Source organism: Arenimonas metalli CF5-1, assembly GCF_000747155.1.
GTDB classification, from domain to species: Bacteria; Pseudomonadota; Gammaproteobacteria; order Xanthomonadales; family Xanthomonadaceae; genus Arenimonas; species Arenimonas metalli.
Genome location: NZ_AVCK01000063.1, coordinates 82,420 through 107,522, shown reverse-complemented (window position 1 = coordinate 107,522; position 25,103 = coordinate 82,420). Strand labels below are relative to the sequence as shown.

The window sequence follows — 25,103 nt, the reverse complement described above, 5'->3', positions numbered from 1 at the left end:
GGCAGGGCGGCGGGAGGCCGCAGGATGGGCGTCGCGCCCCGGTCGGTCAAGGCGGGGCCGCCGGCCTGCCGTTTCAAGTCATTGATGCGAAAAAGTTTCTCGCCCCGGGGCGGCCGAGCCGGTAGAATGCGGTTTTCCAGCGCCCCCACATCCCATGACTCGTCTTATCTTCGTTACCGGTGGCGTGGTGTCCTCGCTAGGCAAGGGCATCGCCGCGGCCTCGCTGGCCGCCATCCTGGAAGCGCGCGGCCTGCGCGTGACCATGATGAAGCTCGATCCCTATATCAACGTGGACCCGGGCACCATGAGCCCGTTCCAGCACGGCGAGGTCTACGTCACCGACGACGGCGCCGAGACCGACCTGGACCTGGGCCACTACGAGCGCTTCCTGCGCGTGCGCCTGAGCCGCAAGAACTCGGTCACCACCGGCCGCATCTACGAGAACGTGATCCGCAAGGAGCGCCGCGGCGACTACCTCGGCGGCACCGTGCAGGTGATCCCGCACATCACCGACGAGATCAAGCGCGCCATCTTCGAGGCCACCGACGGCTTCGACGTCGGCCTGGTCGAGATCGGCGGCACGGTCGGCGACATCGAGTCGCTGCCCTTCCTCGAGGCCATCCGCCAGATCCGCACCGAGCGCGGCCCGGACCAGGCGATCTTCATGCACCTGACCCTGGTGCCCTACATCGCGGCCGCCGGCGAGCTCAAGACCAAGCCCACCCAGCACTCGGTGAAGGAGCTGCGCTCGATCGGCATCCAGCCCGACATCCTGGTCTGCCGCAGCGAGAAGCCGCTGCCGGACTCCGAGCGCCGCAAGATCGCGCTGTTCACCAACGTGCACGAGAAGGCCGTCATCAGCTGCGTGGACGTGGACAACATCTACAAGCTGCCGCTGTGGCTGCACAGCCAGCAGCTCGACCAGATCGCGGTCGAGCGCCTGCGGCTGGAAGACAAGGCCAGGCCGGCCGACCTGTCCGAGTGGCAGGCGGTGGTGGACGCGGTCGAGCATCCGGTGGATGAAGTCACCGTGGCCGTGGTCGGCAAGTACATCGACCACCAGGACGCCTACAAGTCGCTGTCCGAGGCGCTCAAGCACGGCGGCCTGCGCCAGCGCACCCGCGTGCGCCTGAAGTGGCTCGAGTCCGAGCAGGTCGAGAAGGAAGGCGTGGGCGTGCTGGCCGGCGTGGACGCCATCCTGGTGCCCGGCGGCTTCGGCGACCGCGGTTTCGAGGGCAAGGTGCTCACGGTCAAGCACGCGCGCGAGCAGGGCATCCCGTACTTCGGCATCTGCTACGGCATGCAGGCGGCGGTGGTGGACTTCGCCCGCCACGTGGCCGGCCTGGCCGGCGCCAACAGCACCGAGAACGACCGCAACTGCGCGCACCCGGTCATCGGCCTGATCACCGAATGGCGTACCGCCAGCGGTGAAGTGGAGCGCCGCGACGAGAAGTCCGACCTCGGCGGCACCATGCGCCTGGGCTTGCAGGACCAGCGCCTCAAGCCCGGCACCCGGGCCCGCGAGATCTACGGCAAGGACGTGGTCGGCGAGCGCCACCGCCACCGCTACGAGTTCAACAACCGTTACCGCACCCAGCTCGAGGACGCCGGCTTGGTGATCAGCGCCAAGTCGATGGACGACCTGCTGGTGGAGATGATCGAGCTGCCCTCGCACCCGTGGTTCGTGGCCTGCCAGGCGCATCCGGAGTTCCTCTCCACGCCGCGCGACGGCCATCCGCTCTTCATCGGCTTCATCCGCGCCGCCCGCGAACACAAGGCCCGTGCCCTTGTAGGAGGGCCTTCAGGCCCGAAGCCTTTGGGCCAGAACGCGGCATTCGCGGCTGAAGCCGCTCCTACAGGAGGCAACTGACTAATGGATCTTTGCGGCTTCAAGGTCGGACTCGACCAGCCCTTCTTCCTGATCGCCGGCCCCTGCGTGATCGAATCCGAGCAGCTGCAGGTCGACGTGGCCGGCCAGCTCAAGGAAATCACCGGCCGGCTCGGCATCAACTTCATCTTCAAGTCCAGCTTCGACAAGGCCAACCGCACCTCCGGCACCAGCTTCCGCGGCCCCGGCATGGAAGCGGGCCTGAAGGTGCTGGCCGAAGTGAAGCGCCAGCTCGGCGTGCCCGTGCTCACCGACGTGCACGAATACACCCCGATGGACGAAGTGGCCTCGGTGGTGGACGTGCTGCAGACGCCGGCCTTCCTCTGCCGCCAGACCGACTTCATCCAGAAGGTCGCCAGCGCCGGCAAGCCGGTGAACATCAAGAAGGGCCAGTTCCTCTCGCCCTGGGAGATGAAGCACGTCACCGACAAGGCGCGCGCCACGGGCAACACGCAAATCATGGCCTGCGAGCGCGGCGTCAGCTTCGGCTACAACAACCTGGTGTCCGACATGCGCTCGCTGAGCGTGATGCGCGACACCGGCTGCCCGGTGGTGTTCGACGCCACCCATTCGGTGCAGCTGCCCGGCGGCATGGGCGGCAAGAGCGGCGGCCAGCGCGAGTTCGTGCCGGTGCTGTCGCGCGCGGCGGTGGCCGTCGGCATCAGCGGCCTCTTCATGGAAACCCACCCGGACCCGGACAAGGCCCTTTCCGACGGCCCCAATGCCTGGCCGCTGCCGAAAATGGAAGCGCTGCTCACGACCCTGCTGGAGCTCGACCGCGTTACTAAGCAGGCCGGATTCCTCGAGATGACCGACCGCTGAGTATTGAACGCGGATAAAGGCGGATGCGCGCGGATAAGAGCGGATAAAGCCTGAAATTTTAGTTGATTCATCCGCTTTTATCCGCGCGCATCCGCCTTTATCCGCGTTCGGACACGTAAACCCACACCTTGCCAAGAGCCAACATGACCACGATCAGCAAAGTCCACGCCCGCGAAATCCTCGACAGCCGCGGCAACCCCACTCTTGAAGCGGAAGTCACGCTGGCCGACGGCAGCTTTGGCCGCGCGATGGTGCCCTCGGGCGCGTCCACCGGTACCAAGGAAGCCGTGGAGCTGCGCGACGGCGACAAGAGCCGCTACCTCGGCAAGGGCGTGCGCAAGGCCGTGGCCAACGTCAACACGACGATTGCGGACGCGCTCAAGGGCTTCGACGGCGCCGACCAGGCCGGCCTGGACGCCAAGCTCATCAACCTCGACGGCACCGAGAACAAGGGCCGCCTGGGCGCCAACGCGCTGCTCGGCGTGTCCATGGCCAACGCGCACGCGGTGGCGGCGTCGAAGCGCCAGCCGCTCTGGCAGCACCTGGCCGGCAGCCGCGCGGTGTCGCTGCCGGTGCCGATGATGAACATCATCAACGGCGGCGCGCATGCCGACAACAACGTCGACATGCAGGAGTTCATGGTGCTGCCGGTGGGCTGCGACAGCTTCGCCGAGGCGCTGCGCTGCGGCACCGAGGTCTTCCATTCGCTCAAGGCCGTGCTCAAGGGCAAGGGCCTGGGCACCGCGGTCGGCGACGAGGGCGGCTTCGCGCCAGACCTGCGCTCGAACGAGGAAGCGATCGAGGTCATCCTCGAGGCGATCGGCAAGGCCGGCTACAAGGCCGGCGAAGACGTGCTGCTGGGCCTGGACGTAGCCAGCTCGGAGTTCTTCGAGAACGGCAAGTACAACCTGGTGGGCGAGGGCAAGCGCCTCACCCCCGAGCAGTTCGTTGATTTCCTGGCCGGCTGGAGCGCGCAGTACCCGATCATCACGATCGAGGACGGCATGGCCGAGAACGACTGGGCCGGCTGGAAGCTGCTGACCGAGCGGCTGTCGGGCAAGGTGCAGCTGGTCGGCGACGACCTGTTCGTGACCAACCCGAAGATCTTCAAGGACGGCATCGACCAGGGCGTGGCCAACGCCATCCTGATCAAGGTCAACCAGATCGGCACGCTGACCGAGACGCTGGAGGCCATCGCGATGGCCGACGCGCACCGCTACGCCGCGATCGTGTCGCACCGCTCGGGCGAGACCGAGGACACGACCATCGCCGACATCGCGGTCGCCACCACGGCCACCCAGATCAAGACCGGCTCGCTCTGCCGCAGCGACCGCGTGGCCAAGTACAACCAGCTGCTGCGCATCGAGGAAGCGCTGGGGGCCCAGGCCCGCTACGCCGGCCGCGACGCCTTCATCAGCCTCAAGCGCTGAGCCGACGCGCTTGCGCCGCTGGTGGCCCTTCGCCCTGCTGCTGCTGGCCCTCGCGGGCCTGCAGTTCAAGCTGTGGCTGGGCGAGGGCGCCCTCGGCGAGGCGCGGGTGCTGGAAGAGCGCGTGGCGGACCAGCGGCGCGAGAACGCGCGGCTGCAGCAGCGCAACGACGCGCTGTCGGCCGAAGTCGAGGACCTCAAGTCGGGCGAGGCCGCGGTCGAGGACCGCGCCCGCAGCGAGCTGGGCATGATCAAGCCCGGTGAAACCTTCTACCGCGTGGTGGAGCCGGCGGGCGCGACGCCGCCGGCGGCAGAAGCGCCGCGCGATGCCGGCGAGGGCGGGGAATGACCTGGGCCATCGTGCCCGCCGCCGGCCGGGGCACGCGCTTCGGCGGCGAACGCCCCAAGCAATACCTTCCGCTCGCGGGCCGCACGGTGATCGAACACAGCCTGCGCGCCGTGCTCTCGCACGACGACGTGGACGGCGTGGTGGTGGCGCTTTCGCCGGAAGACGCCGACTGGCCGGGATGGCGGGAGATCGGCGGCAAGCCGGTGCTCACCTGCGTCGGCGGCGCCGAGCGCGCCGACTCGGTGCTGGCCGCGCTGCACGCGCTGCCGGCCACGGTGGATGCCGACCAGTGGGTACTGGTGCACGACGCGGCGCGGCCCTGCCTGCGCGCGCAGGACCTGGCGCGCCTGCTGCAGATCGGCCAGGCCGACCCGGTGGGCGCGCTGCTGGCGGCGCCGGTGCGCGACACGCTCAAGCGCGCCGACGACCTCGGCAAGAGCCAGGCCACCGAACCGCGCGAGCATCTCTGGCGCGCGCTCACGCCACAGCTGTTCCGCCGCGGCGGCCTGACCCGCGCCCTCGAGGCCGCCCTGCGCGCCGGCGTCCGCCCCACCGACGAAGCCATGGCCATGGAACGCCTCGGCCTCCGCCCCTGCCTCGTCGAAGGCCGCGAAGACAACCTCAAGATCACCACCCCCGCCGACCTCGCCCTCGCCGAGTTCCTGCTGTCGAACGGGGCCTAATTTTTTTGCCACGGATGAACACAGATGAACACAGATTCATTCGCTCTTATCCGTGTTCATCTGTGTTCATCAGTGGCTAAAAGAAAACAATGAAAGACATTCGAGTAGGCCAGGGTTACGACGTGCACGCATACGGCGAGGGCGACCATGTCGTGCTCGGTGGGGTGCGGATTGCGCATGAGCGCGGGGTGGTGGCGCATTCGGATGGCGACGTGGTGATCCATGCGCTGTGCGACGCGCTGCTGGGTGCGCTGGCGCTGGGCGACATCGGCGTGCATTTCCCGCCGTCGGATGATCGCTGGAAGGATGCCGACAGCCGCCAGTTCCTGCGCCACTGCCGCGCGCTGCTGGCCGAGCGCGGCTGGGAGGTGGGAAATGCGGACGTCACCGTGGTCTGCGAGCGGCCCAAGGTCGCGCCGCACGCCGCCGCGATGCGCGCCAACCTCGCCGGGGATCTCGGCGTGGACGTCGACGCCATCAGCGTGAAAGCCACCACCTCGGAGAAGCTCGGCTTCACCGGCCGCGGCGAAGGCCTGGCCGCGATGGCCGTGGCGCTGCTGGTGCGCGCGTGAGCGGGCTGCCGCGCGCCCACGGCGCGCCGGTGCTGCAGGCCCGCTTCCGGGTCGAGCCCGAGGATTTCCAGGTCGAGGAGATCGACGGCTTCGAGCCGACCGGCGAGGGCGAACACCTGCTGCTCACCGTCGAGAAGCGCGGCATGAACACCGCCTTCGCCGCCAAGCGCATCGCGCGTTGGGCCGGCATCCCCGAGATGGGCGTCGGCTACGCCGGCATGAAGGACCGCCACGCCGTCACCCGGCAGCGCTTCTCGGTGCATTTCCCCAAGCGCGTGGCGCCGGCGCTCGACGCGCTCGTGTCCGACGACCTGCGCGTGCTGGCCTCGCACTGGCACAACCGCAAGCTGCCCAAGGGCGCGCTGAAGGGCAACCGCTTCGTGCTGCGCCTGCGCGACGTCATTGGCGATCGCGACGCCATCGAACGGCGCCTGCAGGCGATCTCGGCACACGGCCTGCCCAACTACTTCGGCGCGCAGCGCTTTGGCCGCGAAGGCGACAACGTCGAGGCGGCGCGCCGGATGTTCGCCGGCCAGCGGGTCCAGCGCGAGCAGCGCTCGATCTACCTTTCGGCCGCGCGCTCGGAGATCTTCAACGCCGTGCTCGCGGCCCGTATCGCCGCGGGCACCTGGGCCACCGGCGACGCCGGCGAGGTCTGGATGCTCGACGGCAGCCAGAGCGTGTTCGGCCCCGAGCCGATCAATGACGCCACCCGTGCCCGCGCCGCGGGCCAGGACATCCATCCGACCGGCCCGCAGTGGGGCCTGGGCGAGCTGCGTTCGCGCGATGCGGTGCGGGCGCTGGAGGAAGCGGCGGTCGAACCCTTCGCCGACTTGCGCGCAGGCCTCGAGGGCGCCGGCATGAAGCAGGAGCGGCGCGCGCTGCGGGTGCGCGTGCACGACCTGCAGTGGCAGTGGCCGGCGGCCGATGAACTGGAGCTGCGCTTCGCGCTGGCCCCCGGCGCCTACGCCACCGGCCTGCTGGACGAACTGGGCGCGGTCACCGACGCCAGCGGCGGCCGCTGAGGCCTCAGCCCAGGCCCAGGCGCTCGCCGGGCCGCTTCTTCGCCAGCAGCACCAGCACGGCGCCGGTGCCGCCCATCGCCTCGGGTGCCGAGGCGAAGGCCAGCACGTCGGCCCGGTGGCGCAGCATCCGGTCCACCATCGCCTTGAGCACCGAGCCGCCTTCGGCGGTGCGCAGGCCCTTGCCGTGGATCACGCGCACGCAGGCGTGGCCCAGGGCCCGCGATTCGTGCAGGAACTCGCGCAGCCAGCGCTCGGCCTCGACCGCCCGCAGCTGGTGCAGGTCGAGCTCGCCGCCCAGGCTGTACTGGCCGCGCTTGAGTGCCTTGAGCACCTTTTCCGGAACCTCGTCGCGGCGGTAGGCCAGGGCCTCGGCGGCATCAATCGTGGCCTCCAGGTAGCTGGCGGTGCGCGACTGCACCAGCGCCAGTTCCTCGTCGCGGGCCTGCATCCGCGGCACCGGCGCCGGCCGCGGCCGCTCGGGCGCGGCCGGCGGCGGCGCGATCTCCCGCACCTCGCCGATCGCCTCGCGGAACAGCGCGACGTCTTCGGGGGCCACGGCGGGCGGGCGGGGCGGCTTGCGCTTCATTGGGACAGACTACCCCGCGCCGCGGTGATGGCAAGGTGGCCGCGGGTGCGGGTGCATCCGTTATCATGTGGACTTTCCGCGGGACCCCGAATGCGCGTACTGGTTAGCAATGACGATGGCGTGGAAGCCCCGGGCATCCGGGTGCTGGCCGAAGGCCTGAGGGCCGCCGGCCACGACGTGACCGTGGTGGCCCCCGACCGCGACCGGTCCGGCGCCAGCAATTCGCTGACGCTGGACGCGCCGATCCGGGTCAAGGACCTGGGCGACCGCGTCTGGCGCGTCGGCGGCACGCCCACCGACTGCGTGCACCTCGCACTCACCGGCCTGCTGGCCGATGACCCGGACATCGTGGTCAGCGGCATCAACTCCGCCGCCAACCTCGGCGATGACGTCATCTACTCCGGTACCGTCGCCGCGGCGATGGAAGGCCGCTTCCTGGGCCTGCCCGCCGTGGCGATGTCGCTGGTGACCAGCGAGCACTCCGGCCGCCACTACGACACCGCCGCCCGCGCCGCGCTCGAGATCACCGCGCGCCTGCTGGTGGACCCGCTGCCGGCCGACACCATCCTCAACGTCAACGTGCCCGACCTGCCGTGGGAGCAACTGCGCGGCTACGAAGTCACGCGCCTGGGCCACCGCCACCGCGCCGAGGCCTGCATCGAGCAGGTGGACCCGCGCGGCCGGCCGCTGTGGTGGATCGGCCCGGCCGGCCCCGAGCAGGACGCTGGCCCCGGCACCGATTTCCACGCCGTGCGCACGGGCCATATTTCCATCACCCCGATCCACGTCGACCTCACCCGCTACCAGGCCCTCGAGAAGGTGGCCAGCTGGGTCGGCGGCCTCGGCGAAGGCATGAAGCCCGGCGCATGACCCCTCGTTTCCACACCCAGCCGGCCGCCCACGGCCTGGGCATGACCTCGCCGCGCGCGCGCGACCGCATGATCGAGCGCCTGCGCGCCGAGGGCGGCATCAGCGACGAGCGCGTGCTGACCGCGATGCGCACCGTGCCGCGGCACCTGTTCATCGACGAAGCCCTCGCCAGCCGGGCGTACGAAGACACCGCGCTGCCGATCGGCAACGGCCAGACCATCTCCCAGCCCTGGGTGGTGGCGCGCATGACCGCCGCCCTGATCGAGCACGGCCTGCCTTCGCGCGTGCTCGAAGTCGGCACCGGCTCGGGCTACCAGGCCGCGGTGCTGGCCACGCTGGGGCTGGAAACCTACAGCGTCGAGCGCATCGAGGAACTGCTGCGGGTGGCGCGCCGCCGCTTCCGCAACCTCGGCCTCAACATCCGCACCAAGCACGACGACGGCCGCGCCGGCTGGCCGGAGTACGCGCCGTTCCCCGGCATCATCGTCACCGCCGGCGCCGCGGCGCTCGAACCGGCGCTGTTCGAGCAGCTGCCGGAAGGCGGCACGCTGGTCGCGCCGATCGGCGGCGCCAGCGGCCAGCGCCTGCTGCGCGTGCGCCGCATCGACGGCGCGCTGGTGCAGGAAGACCTCGGCGGCGTCGTCTTCGTGCCGCTGCTGCCCGGGACGCTCTGAGTGAGGTCGCCCCGGCCACTGCGCTCCGCCCGCCGCGTTGTGCCGGCAGTCATCCTGGGCGGCATCGACTGGACGAGCATGCACGAATGAAGCCTTCGCCCGCCCGCGCCCTGGTCTTGCTCGCTGCCGCGCTGGTGCTGGCGGCCTGCGGCCATTCCCGCGTGGTCAAGCGCGAAGGCCCGGCCAGCGCCGCGCCGGCCCAGCGGTCGGTGCAGGCGCCGCCGCGCAGCGGCGACTACCGCGTGCGCGCCGGCGACACGCTTTACGGCATCGCGTTCCGGCACGGCCTCGATTACCGCGAGGTCGCGGGCTGGAACCGGATCCCCGCGCCTTACACGATCTACCCCGGCCAGACGCTGCGCCTGGCGCCGGCGGGTGGCCGCGGCGCCGCCACCGCCTCCGTGACCGGCATGCCCGCGCCGCGACCCGCGGCGACCCAGGGCTTCGAAACCGTCAGCCCGGCGCGGCCGTCGGCCGGCGCTTCTGCGACGGCCACGGCGCCGACGCGACCCGCTGCCACCTCGCCAGCCAGCACGCCTGCGGCCTCGCCGTCCGCCGGTGCGGTGGCTGCGGCGCCTGCGACACGACCCGCGGTTCCGGCGTCGTCGGCCGGCGCCGGCACGGTGCAGGGCACGCCGGTGGTGGTGCCCTCGGCGCCGGTGGTGCCTGCCGCGGTCAGCGCCGGCGGCTGGCGCTGGCCCACGCGCGGCCAGCTGATCGGCCGCTTCGCCGCGGGCGACCCCAAGCGCCAGGGCATCGACATCGCCGGCACCGCGGGCCAACCCGTGCTGGCCGCGGCCGACGGCGTGGTGGTGTATTCCGGCGCGGGCCTGGTCGGCTACGGCGAGCTGATCATCGTCAAGCACAGCGACGAGTGGCTCTCGGCCTATGCCCACAACCGCCAGCGCCTGGTGGGCGAGGGCACCGCGGTCACCGCCGGCCAGCAGATCGCCGAACTCGGCCGCAGCGGCACCAGCCGCGACATGCTCCACTTCGAAGTCCGCCGCAACGGCAAGCCCGTCGACCCGCTCACCGTCCTCCCGCCGCTGTAGCGTCCCCCTGTGGGAGGGACTTCAGTCCCGATGGGGTTCGCCGAAGAGCATCGGGACTGAAGTCCCTCCCACAGGGGAGCTTAGCCGGGGACGAGGAAGGCGGCGACGACCTTGCGGCCTTCGGTGGCCAGGACGTTGAAGGTGCGGGCGGCAGCGGCGCTGTCCATCACTTCGAGGCCGATGCCGCGGGTGAGCAGGGCGGCCATCACCGCGGGCGCGGGGAAGCGCTGGCGGGGGCCGGTGCCGAGCAGCACCAGCGCGGGCTGCAGCGCCAGCACGGCGTCCATGTCCTGCGGCTGCAGGTCGTCCACCGCTGTCGGCCGCCAGTCCTGGACCAGCTGGTTCGGGGTCAGCACGAAGCTGGTGGCCAGGGTTTCCTGGTTCACCAGCACGCCGGCGGGGCTGATGCCGCGCAGCACGTAGATGAAGTCCGGGTTTTCCTGGGAAAGCTGCACGTGGGCGGCGGGCTCAGGCCTTGGGCAGGACGATCAGCGGATTGTCCTGGCTGCGGCGATACAGCACGGCCATGTTGCCGATGCGCGCCACCAGCGCGGCATCCGCGCGGGTGCAGAGCTCGGCGATCCACTCGTCGCGCAGCTCGCGGTCGCCCGCGGCCACGTGCACCTTGATCAGCTCGTGGCGCTCGATGGCCAGGCCGGTCTCGGCGACCAGGCTGTCGGTGATGCCCTTGGCGCCGACCAGGATGACCGGCTTGAGGTCGTGGGCCAGGCCGCGCAGGTAACGCTTCTGGGGGTTGCTGAGGGCGGCGGCCATGACATTCCGGACGGGTTCGAAAGGGGGCGTAGGGTATCATGGCGGCCACTTCCGCCTCTCCCGAGGCCGTCCGGCCGCCCCATGGCACGCAGCAAAAGCAGCCCCCGCTGGCTCCAGGAACACTTCGCCGACCCCTTCGTGAAGAAGGCCCAGGCCGAGGGCATGCGCTCGCGCGCGGCCTACAAGCTCGAGGAGCTGATCGAGCGCGACCGCCTGCTCAAGCCCGGCATGGTCGTGGTGGACCTCGGCGCCGCCCCGGGCGGCTGGTCCCAGGTGGTGCGCCGCGACCTGGGTGACAAGGGCCGCGTGATCGCCCTGGACATCCTCGACATGCCGCCGATCGCGGGGGTCGAATTCATTCACGGCGATTTCAGAGAGGACGGGCCATTGTCCCAGCTGGAATCCCTGCTCGGCGGCAAGCCGGTGGACCTTGTCCTTTCCGACATGGCCCCCAACATGACGGGTGTGGATACCGTGGACCAAGCCCGGGCGATGTACCTGTCCGAACTGGCCCGCGATTTCGCGGAAGGCCACTTGAAGGTGGGCGGCAACTTCCTGATCAAGCTGTTCCAGGGCGAGGGCTTCGATGCCTACGTCAAGGACCTCAGGACCCGCTACGACAAGTTGGTCATCCGCAAGCCGGCGGCCTCCCGTCGCCGATCGAACGAAGTCTATGCGCTGGCTTTGGGCAAGCGCCGAGGAAGCACTAAATGAATGACCTGGCCAAGAACCTCCTGCTCTGGTTGATCGTCGCCGTCGTGCTGATGGCGGTGTTCCAGAGCATGTCCGCGCCCGTGAACGCCCCGTCCAGCGAACTGACCTACAACCAGTTCATCGACGAGGTGAAGGCCGACCGCGTGGCCAAGGTCAACATCGACGCCAACAACATCGGCATCGTCGGCGAGCGCAAGGACGGCAGCCGCTTCACCACCGCCAACCCGCGCGACCCGCTGCTGGTGGACACGCTGTTCGAGAACGACGTGGTCACGGTCCAGGAGAAGCCTTCCGAGCGCTCGCTGTTCTGGAGCTTGGTCACCAGCTTCCTGCCGATCCTGCTGCTGATCGGCGTCTGGATCTATTTCATGCGCCAGATGCAGCAGGGCGGCGGCAAGGGCGCCATGAGCTTCGGCAAGTCGCGCGCCAAGATGCAGGGCGAGAACGAGGTCAAGGTCACCCTGGCCGACGTCGCCGGCTGCGACGAGGCCAAGGAGGAAGTGGGCGAGCTGGTCGAGTTCCTGCGCGACCCGGGCCGCTTCCAGAAGCTGGGCGGCAAGATCCCGCGCGGCGTGCTGATGGTCGGTCCGCCGGGCACCGGCAAGACCCTGCTGGCCCGCGCCATCGCCGGCGAGGCCAAGGTGCCGTTCTTCTCGATCTCGGGCTCCGATTTCGTCGAGATGTTCGTGGGCGTCGGCGCCAGCCGCGTGCGCGACATGTTCGAGACCGCCAAGAAGCACGCGCCCTGCATCATCTTCATCGATGAGATCGACGCCGTCGGCCGCCACCGCGGTGCCGGCCTGGGCGGCGGCCACGACGAGCGCGAGCAGACCCTGAACCAGCTGCTGGTCGAGATGGACGGCTTCGAGGGCGGGGAGGGCGTGATCATCATCGCCGCCACCAACCGCCCGGACGTGCTCGACCCGGCCCTGCTGCGCCCGGGCCGCTTCGACCGCCAGGTCACCGTGGGCCTGCCGGACGTGCGTGGCCGCGAGCAGATCCTCAAGGTGCACATGCGCAAGGTGCCGCTGGACGGCGACGTCGAGGCGATGACGATCGCCCGCGGCACCCCGGGTTTCTCCGGCGCCGACCTGGCCAACCTGGTCAACGAGGCCGCGCTGTTCGCCGCCCGCGAGAACGCCAAGACCGTGCGCATGGAGCACTTCGACCGCGCCCGCGACAAGATCCTGATGGGCACCGAGCGCCGCTCGATGATCATGAGCGAGGACGAGAAGAAGCTCACCGCCTACCACGAGGCCGGCCACGCCATCGTCGGCCGCGTCGTGCCCGACCACGACCCGGTGTACAAGGTCACGATCATCCCGCGCGGCCGCGCGCTGGGCGTCACCATGTACCTGCCGGAAGGCGACAAGTACAGCTACAACCGCACCCACATCGAGTCGATGCTGAGCTCGCTGTACGGCGGCCGCGTCGCCGAGGAGCTGATCTTCGGGGCCGACAAGGTCACCACCGGCGCCAGCAACGACATCGAGCGCGCCACCAAGATGGCCCGCAACATGGCCACCAAGTGGGGCCTGTCGGACGAGCTCGGCCCGATAGCCTACGGCGACGAAGAGGACGAGGTGTTCCTGGGCCGTTCGGTCACGCAGCACAAGTCGGTCTCGGACGACACCGCCCGCAAGATCGACGAAGTGGTGCGCGGCATCCTGGACCGCGCCTACGCGCGCACCAAGACGATCCTGACCGAGAACATGGACAAGCTGCACATCATGGCCGAGGCGCTGCTGACCTACGAGACCATCGACGCCGTGCAGATCGACGCGATCATGGAAGGCCGTCGCCCGGGTCCGCCGGCCGACTGGGCCAAGTCCGGCCGCATCTCCAAGGACGACCCGGGCCCGGGCAGCGCCGCCGGCCCGCTCGGCGGCCCGATGCCGCAGACCTGATCCCGGCGGCAACGCTTGTGTAGGAGGGCCTTCAGGCCCGAAGCTCTCCGCGAAGAGCTTCGGGCCTGAAGGCCCTCCTACATTTTGGGACTACGCCATGTTTGATCTCACGCCGCAGCTCGACTGCGCCGGCCGCCTGCTCAAGCTCGACCGCCCGCGGGTCATGGGCGTCGTCAACGTCACGCCCGACTCGTTCTCCGACGGCGGCCACCACGCCGACGTCGACGCCGCGGTCGCGCACGGCCTGAAGCTGGCGGAGGAGGGCGCGGACCTGCTCGACGTCGGCGGCGAATCCACCCGCCCCGGCGCCACGCCGGTGTCGCTCGAGGACGAGCTGCGCCGCGTCATCCCCGTCATCGAGCGCCTGGCCCGCGAAACGTCGCTGCCGATCTCGGTGGACACCTCCAAGCCCGAAGTGATGCGCGCCGCGGTCGCCGCGGGCGCCGGCCTCATCAACGACGTGTACGCCCTGCGACGCGAAGGCGCGCTCGATGCCGCCGCCGCGCTGGGCGTGCCGGTGGTGCTGATGCACATGCAGGGCGAGCCCGGCGGCATGCAGGCCGCGCCGCAGTACGACGACGTGGTGGGCGAGGTGCACCGGTTCCTCGCCGAACGCATCTTCGCCTGCGAGATGGCCGGCATCCCCAAGGCGCGGATCGTGCTCGACCCCGGCTACGGCTTCGGCAAGACCACCGAGCACAATTTCCTGCTGCTGCGGCAGCAGTCGCGCCTGCTTGACCTCGGCCTGCCGCTGCTGGCCGGCCTGTCGCGCAAGCGCAGCCTGGGCGAAGTGACCGGCCGCGAGGTGGGCGAGCGCCTGCACGCCTCGGTGGCCGCGGCGGTGCTGGCGGCGGAATACGGCGCGCGCCTCCTGCGCGTGCACGACGTCGCCGCCACCGTCGATGCCGTCAAGGTCTGGGCGGCGGTGGCCGCGCATCCGGCGCCGAAGCCGGCAGCCGCCAAGGCCACGATCCGCTGGCCGGACGAGGATTAGTCACACGCTGGTCATGAATTGACCAACCCGGTTGACACCCGCGCCCCGCGGGCCTCGCGTGAATCCGTCCACAGGACTTCTCCCACACTTGTCCACAGGCTGTGTGGACATCGCGCGCCTCAGCCGGCGGCGGCGCGCCGGAAGGCCTGCACCCGCGGATCGATCACGCGGTGCCAGAGCGGCGGCACCAGCGCCAGCACGAACATCGCCGAGTAGCCGCCCGGCAGCTGCGGGCTGTCCGGATGGTGGCGCAGGATGGCGTAGCGGCGCTTGGGGAAGGCGTGGTGGTCGGAGTGCCGCTGCAGCTGGAACAGCAGCAGGTTCGACAGCGCGTAGTCGGAATTCCAGCTGTGCAGGTGGGTGGTGCGCTCGTAGCGCCCGTCGGCGCCGCGCCGGCGCTCGAGCCCGTAGTGCTCGATGTAGTTGATGATCTCCAGCGACCCGGCCGCGAACAGCCCCTGCAGCAGGAAGAACGCCAGCCCCACCGGCCCCAGCCACAGCGCGAACGCCGCGGCGAAGCCCAGCCACAGCACCGTCCAGCCGATCATCTCGTTGCGCCAGTGCAGCGCCGGCAGCCCCAGCCCCTGCAGCCGCCGCGCCTCCAGCCGCCAGGCGTTGAGCGTGTTGCGCCACATCGCCCGCGGCAGGAAGTGCCACAGCGACTGGCCGAAGCGCGCGCTGGACGCATCTTCCGGCGTCGACACGTGCACGTGGTGCCCGCGCAGGTGCTCGATCTTGAAGCCGTGGTAGCCGACGCTGGCCAGCAGCATGCCGCCGACGAAGGGCTCGAGCCGGCCGTCCTTGTGCACCAGCTCGTGCGCGGTGTTGATGGCGAGGATGCCGCCGACGATGCCTTGCGACAGCAGCCAGCCCGCCACGCCGGTGGGCCCGAAGCCGGCATTCGTGAACCAGTGCGCCGACCACGCCAGCAGCGCCAGCTGCACCGGCAGGCAGGCGAGGGTGAGCGCCCTGAACCAGGGCCGCAGCGCCAGTTCGCGTTCGCGCTCGGCCGGTACGTTCACCGAGTCGTGGCCCAGCGCGTAATCGGCGGCGGGCAGCAGCACGAACAGGAAGAACAGCGGGAACCAGGCCATGGCGTCGGGCCGGCCCGTGGCCAGGCCCAGCCAGGCGGCGGCCGGCATCAGCGCCGGCACCAGGAACACGAGCAGGAAGGCGAGGGCCTTGGTGCGTGACATGGTCGCTCCCGGAGTCCGCGCCCAGCATAGGCCAGCCGCGGCCGGACTGCATCGGGCAGGCTAAGCTTGCCGTCCCCGCCGCCGGAGCCCCGCGCTTGCACGACACCCGCCCGCTCGCCATCGCCCTGATGGGCCCGACCGCGTCGGGCAAGACCGCGCTGGCGCTGGACTGGGCCGCGCGGCTGGACACCGGGGTGGTCAGCGTGGACTCGGCCCTGGTCTACCGCGGCCTCGACATCGGCGCCGCCAAGCCATCGGCCGAGGAGCTGTCCCGGGTGCGCCACCACCTGGTCGACGTGCGCGATCCGCACGAAATTTTCTCGGCCGCCGACTTCGCCCGCGAGGCGCTGCCGCCGATGCAGGCGCTGGCGGCTCGCGGCCGGGTGCCGCTGCTGGTGGGCGGCACGGGGCTTTACTTCAGCGCGCTGCTCGAGGGCCTCTCCGACCTGCCCACGGCCGACCCGGCGCAGCGCGCGGCCATCGCCGCCGAGGCTGCGGCGCGCGGTTGGCCGGCGCTGCACGCCGAAATGGCCGCGGCCGATCCCGCCGCCGGCCGCCGCATCCAGCCGCAGGACGCCCAGCGCATCACGCGTGCGCTGGAAGTCTTCCGCCTCACCGGCCGCCCGATCAGCGTCTGGCAGGCCGAGCATGCGCCGCGGCGTTTTCCTTTCCGCGTGCTGAAGCTGGTGCTGGCCCCGGCCGACCGCGCGGTGCTGCACGCACGCATCGCGCGGCGCTTCGACCAGATGCTCGTGGCCGGATTCCTCGACGAAGTGCGGCGCCTGAGGGCCGACCCGCGCCTGCATCCGGACCTGCCGTCCATGCGCGCGGTCGGCTATCGGCAGGCCTGGCGCCATCTCGACGGGCTCACCGACGCCGGCAGCTTCCGCGACGAAGCCATCGCCGCGACCCGCCAGCTGGCCAAGCGCCAGCTGACCTGGCTGCGCGGCCAGCAGGACGCGCGCTGGCTCGACCCGGGCCGCGACCAGGCTGAACTGGAGCAGGCGCTCGCGGCCTTCATCGCCCGACCCTGACGCCCACTGCTGCTAGAATCCCGGCATTCGCGGCCACGGACCCTTTTGGCCGCAAATCGCGCCAGCTGGCGCGCCACAACAAGAAAAACGGAGTCCGTATGTCCAAAGGCCAATCCCTGCAGGATCCTTTCCTGAACGCCCTGCGCCGCGAGCGCATCCCCGTGTCCATCTACCTGGTCAACGGCATCAAGCTCCAGGGCACCATCGAGAGCTTCGACCAGTTCGTCGTGCTCCTGCGCAACACCGTCAGCCAGATGGTCTACAAGCATGCGATCTCCACCGTGGTGCCGGCGCGCAACGTGCGCGTGGGCCCGGGCGGCGGCGCCGTGGCCGGCAGCGGCGACGAGGACGAGGCGGGCCAGGACGATTGACCGCCCTGGCTCCCGGCGTGACCGCTGATGTTTGAGCGCGCCCGCAAGGGCGAACGGGCCCTGCTGATCCAGCCGTATGCGCCGGGCCAGCAGGACCCGGCCCTGCTCGAGGAATTCTCGGAGCTGGCCCGCTCGGCCGGCGCCACCGTGGTCGGCACGCTCACGGCGCGCGTCGAGAAGCCCAACGCCGCCTATTACATCGGCACCGGCAAGCTCGAGGAGGCGCAGTCGGCCTGCGAAGCGACCGGCGCCGACCTCGTGCTGGTCAACCACCTGCTCACGCCCGGCCAGGAACGCAACCTCGAGCGCGCGCTCAAGCGCCGCGTCGTGGACCGCACCGGCCTGATCCTGGATATCTTCGCCCAGCGCGCCGCGACCCACGAAGGCAAGCTGCAGGTCGAGCTGGCCCAGCTCAAGCACTGGGCCACGCGCCTGGTGCGCGGCTGGACCCACCTCGAGCGCCAGCGCGGCGGCGCCATCGGCCTGCGCGGCCCCGGCGAAACCCAGCTCGAGCTCGACAAGCGCATGCTGCAGAAGCGCCTGGAATCGCTGCAGGCGCGGCTGGACAAGGTCGAGGTGCAGCGCACCCAGATGCGGCGCGCGCGCATGCGCAACGAAGTGCCGCGCGTGGCCCTGGTGGGTTACACCAACGCCGGCAAGTCCACGCTGTTCAACGCGCTCACCGGTTCGGGCGTCTATGCCGACGACCGCCTGTTCGCGACGCTGGACCCCACCGTGCGGCGCGTGGAGGGCGTGGCTCCGCTGGTGCTGTCCGATACCGTCGGTTTCGTTCGCGATCTTCCCCACGAGCTCGTGGCCGCGTTTCGATCGACCTTGGCCGAGGCGCGCGAGGCCGACCTGCTGCTGCACGTGATCGACGCCGCCGACGAACTGCGCGACGAGCGCATCGGCCAGGTCGACAAGGTGCTGGAGGAAATCGGCGCCGGCGACATTCCGCAGGTGCTGGTGTTCAACAAGATCGACCGGATCGAGGGCGCCACCCCGCGCCACGACCCGGAAGTGGAGGGGCGCGAGCGGATCTGGCTCTCGGCCCGGACCGGCGACGGCCTGGAGCTCCTGCGCGATTTGCTGGCCCGCCGCTTCGTCGACCGGCGCCTGTCCGGCCAGCTGCGCCTGGGGCCGGCCGACGGCCGGCTGCGCGCGCGCCTGCACGCGCTCGGCGCGGTGAAGGCCGAGCAGGGCGACGAGTCCGGCTGGGTGCTGGACCTGGACCTGCCGCTGGCCGCGGCGGAGCGGCTGGCGGAGGAATCCGGCGGCCATCCGCTTCACGCGCTCTTGCTTGTGGCCCCCGGCGCCCCTACCTACAATCCGGAAGACTGATAAAGCACGCCGCCTCCCGCGGCGCGCGACGGAGCAAGCATGGCCTGGAACCAGCCTGGAAAAGGCAACCAAGATCCCTGGAAGGGGAAAGACCCCGGCAACGAGGTCGACGCCTTCGTGAATCGCCTCAAGGGCATGTTCGGCGGCGGCAGTGGCGGCGGTTCCGGCCGCGGCGGCCCCGCGGCGGGCGGCTTCAACCCCGTGCCCTGGGTGATCGGACTGGTCGGCATCTGGCTGGTGTTCAACAGCTTCAAGCTGATGGACGAGCGCCAGCGCGGCGTCGTGCTGCGCTTCGGCGAGTTCAACCGCATCATGACCCCGGGCCCGAACTTCAAGTGGCCGTGGCCGATCGAGACGGTGACGATCGTGGACGCCACCCAGGTGGTCGAGCTCAGCGACCAGGTGCGCGTGCTGACCCAGGACGAGAACCTGATCGACATCAAGTTCAACGCCCAGTACCGCCGCGACGACCCGCGCCTGTTCCTGTACGGCTCGGTCAACCCCGAGCAGACCCTGCGCGACGCCGCCGAGAGCGCCGTGCGCGAGGTCGTGGGCCGCAGCACCATGGACACGGTGCTGTTCGACCGCGCCGCCCTGGTGATCGCCTCGCAGGAGCGCCTGCAGGAGTCGCTGAACTTCTACCAGACCGGCCTGACGGTCGTGAACTTCAACCTGCAGGACGCGCGCCCGCCGGAAGAGGTGAAGGAAGCCTTCGACGACGCCATCAGCGCCCGCGAAGACAAGAACCGCATCGAGAACGAAGCCCGCGCCTACGCCAGCAAGGTGCTGCCGGAAGCCCGCGGTGTCGCGGCGCGCCTGCGCACCGAGGCCGAGGGCTACCGCGTCGCCACCATCGCCCGCGCCGAGGGTGACGCCGAGCGCTTCAGCCTGCTCGCCGCCGAGTACCGCCAGGCACCGGAAGTGACCCGCAAGCGCCTCTACCTCGAGACCATGCAGCAGGTGATGGCCAGCAACCAGAAGGTCGTCGGCGGCAGCGACAACATCCTGTACCTGCCGATCGGCGGCACCCCGGCCCGCGCTGGCGCGCCGATGGAGGCGCCGGTGGTGCGCCTGCCGGCCACCCAGGCCGCGCCGGCCGCGCCGGAAGACGCCGCGCCCACGCGCAACGAACGCCGTCCGGGAGGCCGCTGAGATGACGCGCAATTTCACCCTGATCGTCCTGCTCGCCGTCGCCGCGCTGCTCGCCGCCATGGGCTCGGTGTTCGTGGTCAACGAGTCCCAGACCGCGATCGTGCTCAACCTCGGCCGCGTCGTGCGCGCCGACCTCGAGCCCGGCCTGCACTTCAAGTGGCCGCTGGTGGAAGAGGTGCGCCGCTTCGACCAGCGCATCCTCTCCCTCGACGACGCGCCCGAGCGCTACCTCACCTCCGAGAAGAAGGACGTCAGCGTCGACTTCTTCGTGAAGTGGAAGATCGCCGACGTCGCCACCTACTACCGTTCCGCGAACGGCGGCAACGAGGACGCCGCGCGCCAGCGCCTGACGCCCATCGTCAAGAACGCCCTGCGCAACGAGATCAACCAGCGCACCCTGCAGGAAGTGGTGTCGGCCGGCCGCGCCGAGCTCTCCGGCAGCTTCCTGGAGGTCGTCAACCGCGGCGCCAAGTCGCTGGGCATCGAGGTGGTGGACGTGCGCATCAAGCGCATCAACCTGCCCGACGACAGCAACATCCTGCGCACCGTCTACAGCCGCATGAGCACCGAGCGCACGCAGGTGGCCAACCAGCTGCGCGCCGAGGGCGTCGAGCAGAGCGAGACCATCCGCTCCGAGGCCGACCGCCAGCGCCAGGTGACCATCGCCGAGGCCGAGCGCGATGCCCAGAAGCTGCGAGGCGAGGGCGACGCCAAGGCCGCGGAGATCTACGCCCGCGCCTACGGCCAGGACGCCGAGTTCTACGGCTTCTACCGCAGCCTCGAGGCCTACCGCGAGTCCATGGCCGACGGCCAGACCGTGCTGGTGCTGGACCCGGAATCGGAGTTCCTGCGCCACTTCGGCACCGACAAGCGCTGAGCCGGCGGGCGGCCCCCCGGGGCCGCCACGCGGGGCTGGCCCCGGCCCGCCATTCCGAGGATAATTTCGCAAAGCCGGGGCGACCTCCGGCTTTTTGCACGTCTGGGCCCCGCGAAGGCGCCCGGCGACCGTCGCCCCCGGGTCTCAATTCACTCTTGGAGTCAGGGTCATGGGTCAGTCGGTGGTGGTGCTGGGCGCGCAGTGGGGCGACGAGGGCAAGGGCAAGATCGTCGACCTGCTGACCGAGGAGATCGGCGCGGTCGTGCGCTTCCAGGGCGGCCACAACGCCGGCCACACCCTGGTGATCGGCGGCAAGAAGACCGTGCTGCACCTGATCCCGTCCGGCATCCTGCGCGCCGACGCGCTCTGCCTGATCGGCAACGGCGTGGTGCTCAGCCCCGCGGCCCTGCAGAAGGAAATCGCCGAGCTCGAGGGCAACGGCGTCGAGGTGCGTTCGCGCCTGAAGATCAGCCCGGCCACGCCGCTGATCATGCCGTACCACATCGCCCTGGATCAGGCCCGCGAGAAGGCCGCCGGCGGCGCCGCCATCGGCACCACCGGCCGCGGCATCGGCCCGGCCTACGAAGACAAGGTCGCCCGCCGCGGCGTGCGCGTGGCCGACCTGGCCTACCCGAAGGAGCTGGCCGAGAAGCTGCGCACCACGATGGACTACCACAACTTCGTGCTCACGAAGTACCTGGGCGTGGACGCCGTGGACTACCAGAAGACGCTGGACGAAGCCCTGGCCTTCGGCGCCTACGTGGACCCGATGAAGGCCGACGTCGCCGGCATCCTGCACGAGCTGCGCAAGCAGGGTAAGCGCGTGATGTTCGAAGGCGCGCAGGGCTCGCTGCTCGACATCGACCACGGCACCTATCCCTACGTCACTTCGTCGAACACCACGGTGGGCGGCGCGATGGCCGGCACCGGCGTCGGCGCCGACGCGATCGACTACGTGCTGGGCATCGCCAAGGCCTACGCCACCCGCGTCGGCGGCGGCCCGTTCCCGACCGAGCTCAACGACGCCACCGGCGAGCTGATCCGCCAGAAGGGCGCCGAGTTCGGCGCCACCACCGGCCGCCCGCGCCGCTGCGGCTGGATGGACATCGTCGCGCTCAAGCGTGCCGTGGCCATCAACGGCATCACCGGCCTGTGCATCACCAAGCTCGACATCCTCGACGGGATGGAGAAGCTCAAGATCTGCATCGCCTACGAATACCGCGGCAAGCGCACCGAGTACGCGCCGCTGGACGCCGCCGGCTGGGACGAGTGCACGCCCGTGTACCTCGAGTTCCCGGGCTGGGAGGAGTCCACCGCCGGCGTGACCGAGTGGGACAAGCTGCCGCCCGCCGCGCGCGCCTACCTGCGCGCGCTCGAGGAGCTGGCGGGCTGCCCGCTGGCGATCGTCTCGACTGGCCCCGGCCGCGAGTCGACCATCGTGCTGCAGGATCCGTTCGCCTGAGGCGAGCGGTCCCCTGCCGGGTGGTTCGAGGGCCCGGCTTTCCCAAACCAGGAGCCCGGGCCATGCCCTTGCTGCGAACCCTCCTTACGTCATGCCTGCTTCTCGGCGGCGGCGCGATCGCGTCGGAGCCCGTGCTGCCCCAGCTCAAGGCTTACGAAACCGTGGACAGCTGGCGGCAGCCGGTGCCGCCGTTCGCGCTGGCCGACAGCAGCTGGTACATCGGCACCGAAGGCCTCAGCGCGGTGCTGGTGAAGACGCCGGACGGCGCCGTGCTGATCGACGGCGGCCTGCCGCAGGCGGCGGACATGCTGCTGCAGCGCATGCGCGCGCTGGGCGTGGCGCCGGCCGACCTCAAGCTGATCCTGCACAGCCATGCGCACATCGACCACATCGGCCCGCTGGCGGCGGTGAAGCGCGCCACCGGCGCGCGCATGGTGGGCAGCGCGGAATCCGCGGTGCTGCTGGCGCGCGGCGGCGGCGACGACATCCACTATGGCGACGAGCTGGTGTTCCCGCCGGTGGCGATTGACCGCATCGTCATGGATGGCGAGGTCGTCTCGCTCGGCGGCATGGCGTTCACGGCGCACTTCACCCCTGGCCACACGCCCGGCAGCACCAGCTGGACCTGGCAGGACCAGCGCGACGGCCAGCCGCTGCGCATCGCGTATGTCGACAGCCTGAGCGCGCCGGGCTACCGGCTGCTCGAAAACCCGCGCTATCCGCGGATCGTCGAAGACTACCGGCGCACCTTCGCCGCGGTGCGGGCGCTGCCCTGCGACCTGCTGCTGACGCCGCACCCGGGCGCCAGCGGCTGGACGCCGGCCGAGACGCGCGCGCCCCACGCCCGGCCGATGGGTTGCGCGGCCTACGCGGATGGCGCCGAGCGCGCCCTGGATGCCGAACTGGCGAAACAGCGCGAGGCTTCGCCCTGACGAAGGCCCGGCGCCGGCGCGTGCCGCGGGCTAGCGCGGGTAGCCCAGCCTGAGGGCGTGCGCGTCGAGCGCCGGCAGGACCGACGCCAGGGGCTCGCGATAGCGCAGCCAGTGCGGCTCCGATGCATTCGTCGCCGGCCGGCGGCCGGCTTCGAGCCGGGAGCGCGCGCCGGCCAGCCAGTCGTCATCGGCGTCCAGGCCCAGGAATCCGCAGATCGCCGCCAGCGTTTCCGACGGCGCGGCCACGACCTGCTCGTGCCGGATCGCATGCACCGGCAGGCGCAACGACGCCTGCAGCGCCTGCCACGCGGCTTCGTGCGCCTCGTACAGCGCGGCGGCGCCCTCGAGGGTCTGGAAGGCGGGGAAGGCCGCCGGCGTGGCCTGCGGCTCCATGACATTGCGCAGCACCGCATCGCGCGGGTCGCGCAGCGTGTGCAGCAGGCGCGCGCGCGGGAACAGCGCCTGGACCAGGCCGACATGCGCGGCGCGCAGCGAGGCGATGTCCACGACCGCCTGCCCGGGCTTCGCGCCGGCGCGCTCCAGCGCCAGCCGATACTTCCGCCTGAGCACCTGGCGGTCGGCCTTGTCGAGTCCGGCGATGGCGTCGGGGTAGCCGCCCGGCAGCCCGGCCACCGTGCCCACCACGCCCTCGAGCGTGCCCGCTTCGCTGGCCAGGGCCAGGCCCGGATGCCCGCGCAGCAGGCGTTCGACCAGGAACTGGCCGGTGCGCGGGAAGCCGACCAGGAAGCACAGGTCGGCGCCCAGGTCGCCGCCGTCCTCGCCCGCCTGCGCCCCCGGTGCACCGGCGGCCGCCCAGCGGGTGATCGAGGCGAACTCCCGGGCCAGCGCCTCCGGCGCACGGCGCGGACCGCGCACTTCCTGCACCGCCAGCGCATTGGCCTCGGCGAAGGAGGCGAAGGCCTCGGCGCCCGCGCCCGCGCCGGACGCATCCAGCGCCTTGCCGCGCTCGTAGTGGAAGCGCTGGCGCACGCGCGGGATCAGTCGCCGCGGGTCCACGGCAGTGAGGCGGCGCAGCGCCTCGGCCGGCTTGCCGGCGCGACGCTCGATGCGCGCGGCCTCGAGGTTGAGCACCGCGTGGTGTGGCGCCAGCGTCAGGCCGGTGTTCACCGCCATCGCGGCCTGGGCCGGGTCGCCGGCTTCCTCGGCCACTGCGGCCAGCGCGGCCCAGGCGTCGGGGCTGCTGGAATGGATCTTCAGCGAGCGCTGCAGCGCGGCGCGCGCGGCCGGCAGCTCGCGCAGTTCGTGCAGCAGCAGGCCGAGGCAGTAGTGCGCCCAGGGGTTCTGCGGGGCCAGTTCGACCGCGCGTTCGAAGCGCTGGCGCGCCTTGGCCGGCATCGCCAGCGCCTGCAGGCTCAGCGCGGAATGCAGCAGGGCCTCGGCGTGGTCGTGGTCCCGGCGCAGCACGTCGTCGAAGGCTTCGAGCGCCTCGGCCGGGCGATCCATCGCCAGCAGGGTCACGCCCAGGCCCTGGCGCGCCGACAGGTAGCCCGGCGCGATCTTCAGCGCGCGCCGCAGCGCCTCGCAGGCGCGCTCGAACTGGTTGACCGCGCGCAGGGCGTGGCCCAGGTTGTGCCAGGCCTCGGGGTAGTGCGGATCGATCGCGACCGCGCGCTCGAACTCGGCGATCGCCGCCGGGGTGTCGCCCAGATTGTGCAGGGCGCGGGCGAGGTGGTTGTGGCCCGGCGCATGCGCCGGCGCCAGCGCAAGGGCCTGCCGACAGGCGGCCACGGCGCCGGCATAGTCGCTGCCCAGGTGGCGCTCGATCGCGGTGGCCACCCAGCCCGCGGGGCTGGGCGGCTGCCGCGGCACGCGCTGGAGCAGGGCCAGGGCCTCGTCGTTGCGGCGCTGGCCCACCAGCAGTTCGCGCGCGCGCTCGTTGCACAGGGCGTCGTCGGGGAAGTCGGCGAGCGCGGCCAGCGCGCCGTCGGTGTCGCCCTGGCCGATCCGCAGCCAGGCCAGGTGCCAGGCCGCCATCGGGTCGCGGAGCTCGCGGGCGAGGTGGGCCAGCAGCGTGTCGGCCTCGTCGTGCCGTCCGGCCTCGGCCAGGGACAGCGCGTGTTCCACTCGTTTGGAATCAGGGGGCATCGGCACGTCCGTCCCGGCGGGTCGGCCCGATTGTAGGGCAGGGCATGTGCGCGACGGGCAAAGAAAAAGGCCCGCCGAAGCGGGCCTTTCTGATTTGGTGCCCAGGAGAGGACTCGAACCTCCACGGTTTTACCCGCTAGTACCTGAAACTAGTGCGTCTACCAATTCCGCCACCTGGGCAGGTGCTTCCCGGCGAAGCCGCGAGGAAGCCGCATAAGTTAGTCGCGGGCGCGGGGCTTGTCAATTGTTCCGTGCATCCGCGCGGTCCGGTACAGGCGGCCCGGTGTACCATGGC

General features: G+C 70.9%; 25 protein-coding genes and 1 tRNA gene. 20 read left to right on the top strand and 6 right to left on the bottom strand.

The annotated features are described in order from the left end of the window. Positions 1–154 precede the first annotated feature (154 nt). From N787_RS13470 to truD, 7 genes are all read left to right on the top strand, one after another. The gene (locus N787_RS13470) at positions 155–1,870 is read left to right on the top strand and encodes a CTP synthase (protein ID WP_084590810.1); all 1,716 of its coding nucleotides are present in this window, start codon (positions 155–157) and stop codon (positions 1,868–1,870) included. A gap of 3 nt (positions 1,871–1,873) precedes the next feature. After that, positions 1,874–2,710: a 3-deoxy-8-phosphooctulonate synthase gene (kdsA, locus tag N787_RS13465; RefSeq protein ID WP_034215193.1), complete on the top strand. Its 837-nt coding sequence runs from the start codon at positions 1,874–1,876 to the stop codon at positions 2,708–2,710. Positions 2,711–2,853: 143 nt separating this feature from the next. Beyond that, positions 2,854–4,140, top strand: coding sequence for a phosphopyruvate hydratase (gene eno, locus N787_RS13460; RefSeq protein ID WP_034215191.1), 1,287 nt, complete (start codon positions 2,854–2,856; stop codon positions 4,138–4,140). A 10-nt stretch (positions 4,141–4,150) separates the two neighbouring features. Then, positions 4,151–4,486, top strand: a complete 336-nt coding sequence (gene ftsB, locus N787_RS13455) for a cell division protein FtsB (protein WP_034215189.1) — start codon at positions 4,151–4,153, stop codon at positions 4,484–4,486. Further along, a complete protein-coding gene (ispD, locus tag N787_RS13450; RefSeq protein WP_034215187.1) occupies positions 4,483–5,169 on the top strand; it encodes a 2-C-methyl-D-erythritol 4-phosphate cytidylyltransferase in 687 nt (228 codons plus the stop codon). The genes ftsB and ispD overlap by 4 nt, the downstream gene beginning before the upstream one ends. Before the next feature lie 89 nt (positions 5,170–5,258). After that, complete coding sequence (ispF, locus tag N787_RS13445) at positions 5,259–5,741, top strand: 2-C-methyl-D-erythritol 2,4-cyclodiphosphate synthase (protein ID WP_034215186.1); 483 nt, start codon at positions 5,259–5,261, stop codon at positions 5,739–5,741. After that, positions 5,738–6,766, top strand: coding sequence for a tRNA pseudouridine(13) synthase TruD (gene truD / locus N787_RS13440; protein WP_034215184.1), 1,029 nt, complete (start codon positions 5,738–5,740; stop codon positions 6,764–6,766). The genes ispF and truD overlap by 4 nt, the downstream gene beginning before the upstream one ends. A gap of 4 nt (positions 6,767–6,770) precedes the next feature. Here the strand turns inward: truD and N787_RS13435 are convergent, their stop codons facing one another. Next, positions 6,771–7,352 (bottom strand): Smr/MutS family protein, encoded by a 582-nt coding sequence (locus N787_RS13435; protein WP_052575482.1) that lies wholly within the window; start codon positions 7,350–7,352, stop codon positions 6,771–6,773. A gap of 90 nt (positions 7,353–7,442) precedes the next feature. Between N787_RS13435 and surE the strand changes: the two genes are divergently transcribed. The 3 genes from surE (at position 7,443) to N787_RS13420 (ending at position 9,948) form a co-directional block, all read left to right on the top strand. Continuing rightward, entirely contained in the window at positions 7,443–8,222 is a 780-nt protein-coding gene (surE, locus tag N787_RS13430) for a 5'/3'-nucleotidase SurE (RefSeq protein ID WP_034215183.1), read from the top strand. After that, positions 8,219–8,896: a protein-L-isoaspartate(D-aspartate) O-methyltransferase gene (locus tag N787_RS13425; RefSeq protein ID WP_034215181.1), complete on the top strand. Its 678-nt coding sequence runs from the start codon at positions 8,219–8,221 to the stop codon at positions 8,894–8,896. The genes surE and N787_RS13425 overlap by 4 nt, the downstream gene beginning before the upstream one ends. 86 nt (positions 8,897–8,982) lie before the next feature. Beyond that, positions 8,983–9,948, top strand: a complete 966-nt coding sequence (locus tag N787_RS13420) for a peptidoglycan DD-metalloendopeptidase family protein (protein WP_034215179.1) — start codon at positions 8,983–8,985, stop codon at positions 9,946–9,948. A gap of 80 nt (positions 9,949–10,028) precedes the next feature. Here the strand turns inward: N787_RS13420 and N787_RS13415 are convergent, their stop codons facing one another. Then, complete coding sequence (locus N787_RS13415; protein WP_034215178.1) at positions 10,029–10,403, bottom strand: Mth938-like domain-containing protein; 375 nt, start codon at positions 10,401–10,403, stop codon at positions 10,029–10,031. Between the two features lie 13 nt (positions 10,404–10,416). Further along, positions 10,417–10,722 carry a ribosome assembly RNA-binding protein YhbY gene (gene yhbY / locus N787_RS13410; RefSeq protein ID WP_034215177.1) on the bottom strand — a complete coding sequence of 102 codons (306 nt, stop codon included), beginning with the start codon at positions 10,720–10,722 and terminating at the stop codon, positions 10,417–10,419. An 81-nt stretch (positions 10,723–10,803) separates the two neighbouring features. Between yhbY and rlmE the strand changes: the two genes are divergently transcribed. The 3 genes from rlmE to folP all read left to right on the top strand — a co-directional run bounded on the left by rlmE (position 10,804) and on the right by folP (position 14,337). Then, positions 10,804–11,436 carry a 23S rRNA (uridine(2552)-2'-O)-methyltransferase RlmE gene (gene rlmE / locus N787_RS13405; RefSeq protein WP_034215176.1) on the top strand — a complete coding sequence of 211 codons (633 nt, stop codon included), beginning with the start codon at positions 10,804–10,806 and terminating at the stop codon, positions 11,434–11,436. Further along, positions 11,433–13,343 (top strand): ATP-dependent zinc metalloprotease FtsH, encoded by a 1,911-nt coding sequence (gene ftsH, locus N787_RS13400; protein WP_034215175.1) that lies wholly within the window; start codon positions 11,433–11,435, stop codon positions 13,341–13,343. The genes rlmE and ftsH overlap by 4 nt, the downstream gene beginning before the upstream one ends. Positions 13,344–13,440: 97 nt before the next feature. Further along, on the top strand, positions 13,441–14,337 hold the full coding sequence (gene folP / locus N787_RS13395; RefSeq protein ID WP_034215174.1) for a dihydropteroate synthase: 897 nt from the start codon (positions 13,441–13,443) through the stop codon (positions 14,335–14,337). 119 nt (positions 14,338–14,456) lie between these two features. Here folP and N787_RS13390 read toward each other — a convergent pair whose 3' ends face one another. Beyond that, the gene (locus N787_RS13390; RefSeq protein WP_034215172.1) at positions 14,457–15,533 is read right to left on the bottom strand and encodes an alkane 1-monooxygenase; all 1,077 of its coding nucleotides are present in this window, start codon (positions 15,531–15,533) and stop codon (positions 14,457–14,459) included. Between the two features lie 128 nt (positions 15,534–15,661). Here N787_RS13390 and miaA point away from each other — a divergent pair, with 128 nt between their 5' ends. The 7 genes from miaA (at position 15,662) to bla (ending at position 22,702) form a co-directional block, all read left to right on the top strand. Then, positions 15,662–16,567 (top strand): tRNA (adenosine(37)-N6)-dimethylallyltransferase MiaA, encoded by a 906-nt coding sequence (miaA, locus tag N787_RS13385; RefSeq protein ID WP_052575487.1) that lies wholly within the window; start codon positions 15,662–15,664, stop codon positions 16,565–16,567. Positions 16,568–16,665: 98 nt separating this feature from the next. Then, positions 16,666–16,938, top strand: a complete 273-nt coding sequence (hfq, locus tag N787_RS13380; protein WP_034215168.1) for an RNA chaperone Hfq — start codon at positions 16,666–16,668, stop codon at positions 16,936–16,938. Positions 16,939–16,965: 27 nt separating this feature from the next. Further along, positions 16,966–18,279, top strand: coding sequence for a ribosome rescue GTPase HflX (gene hflX, locus N787_RS13375; protein WP_052575481.1), 1,314 nt, complete (start codon positions 16,966–16,968; stop codon positions 18,277–18,279). Positions 18,280–18,318: 39 nt separating this feature from the next. Then, on the top strand, positions 18,319–19,431 hold the full coding sequence (hflK, locus tag N787_RS13370; protein ID WP_052575480.1) for an FtsH protease activity modulator HflK: 1,113 nt from the start codon (positions 18,319–18,321) through the stop codon (positions 19,429–19,431). A 1-nt stretch (position 19,432) separates the two neighbouring features. Continuing rightward, a complete protein-coding gene (gene hflC / locus N787_RS13365) occupies positions 19,433–20,308 on the top strand; it encodes a protease modulator HflC (protein WP_034215166.1) in 876 nt (291 codons plus the stop codon). 169 nt (positions 20,309–20,477) lie between these two features. Next, on the top strand, positions 20,478–21,770 hold the full coding sequence (locus N787_RS13360) for an adenylosuccinate synthase (protein WP_034215165.1): 1,293 nt from the start codon (positions 20,478–20,480) through the stop codon (positions 21,768–21,770). Positions 21,771–21,841: 71 nt separating this feature from the next. Continuing rightward, the gene (gene bla, locus N787_RS13355; protein WP_156969054.1) at positions 21,842–22,702 is read left to right on the top strand and encodes a subclass B3 metallo-beta-lactamase; all 861 of its coding nucleotides are present in this window, start codon (positions 21,842–21,844) and stop codon (positions 22,700–22,702) included. Between the two features lie 30 nt (positions 22,703–22,732). On the opposite strand, the gene N787_RS13350 is transcribed toward bla, so the two are convergent. Then, a complete protein-coding gene (locus N787_RS13350; RefSeq protein WP_156969046.1) occupies positions 22,733–24,808 on the bottom strand; it encodes a tetratricopeptide repeat-containing sulfotransferase family protein in 2,076 nt (691 codons plus the stop codon). Between the two features lie 95 nt (positions 24,809–24,903). Further along, positions 24,904–24,988: transfer RNA gene (locus tag N787_RS13345), tRNA-Leu, on the bottom strand. Positions 24,989–25,103 lie beyond the last annotated feature (115 nt).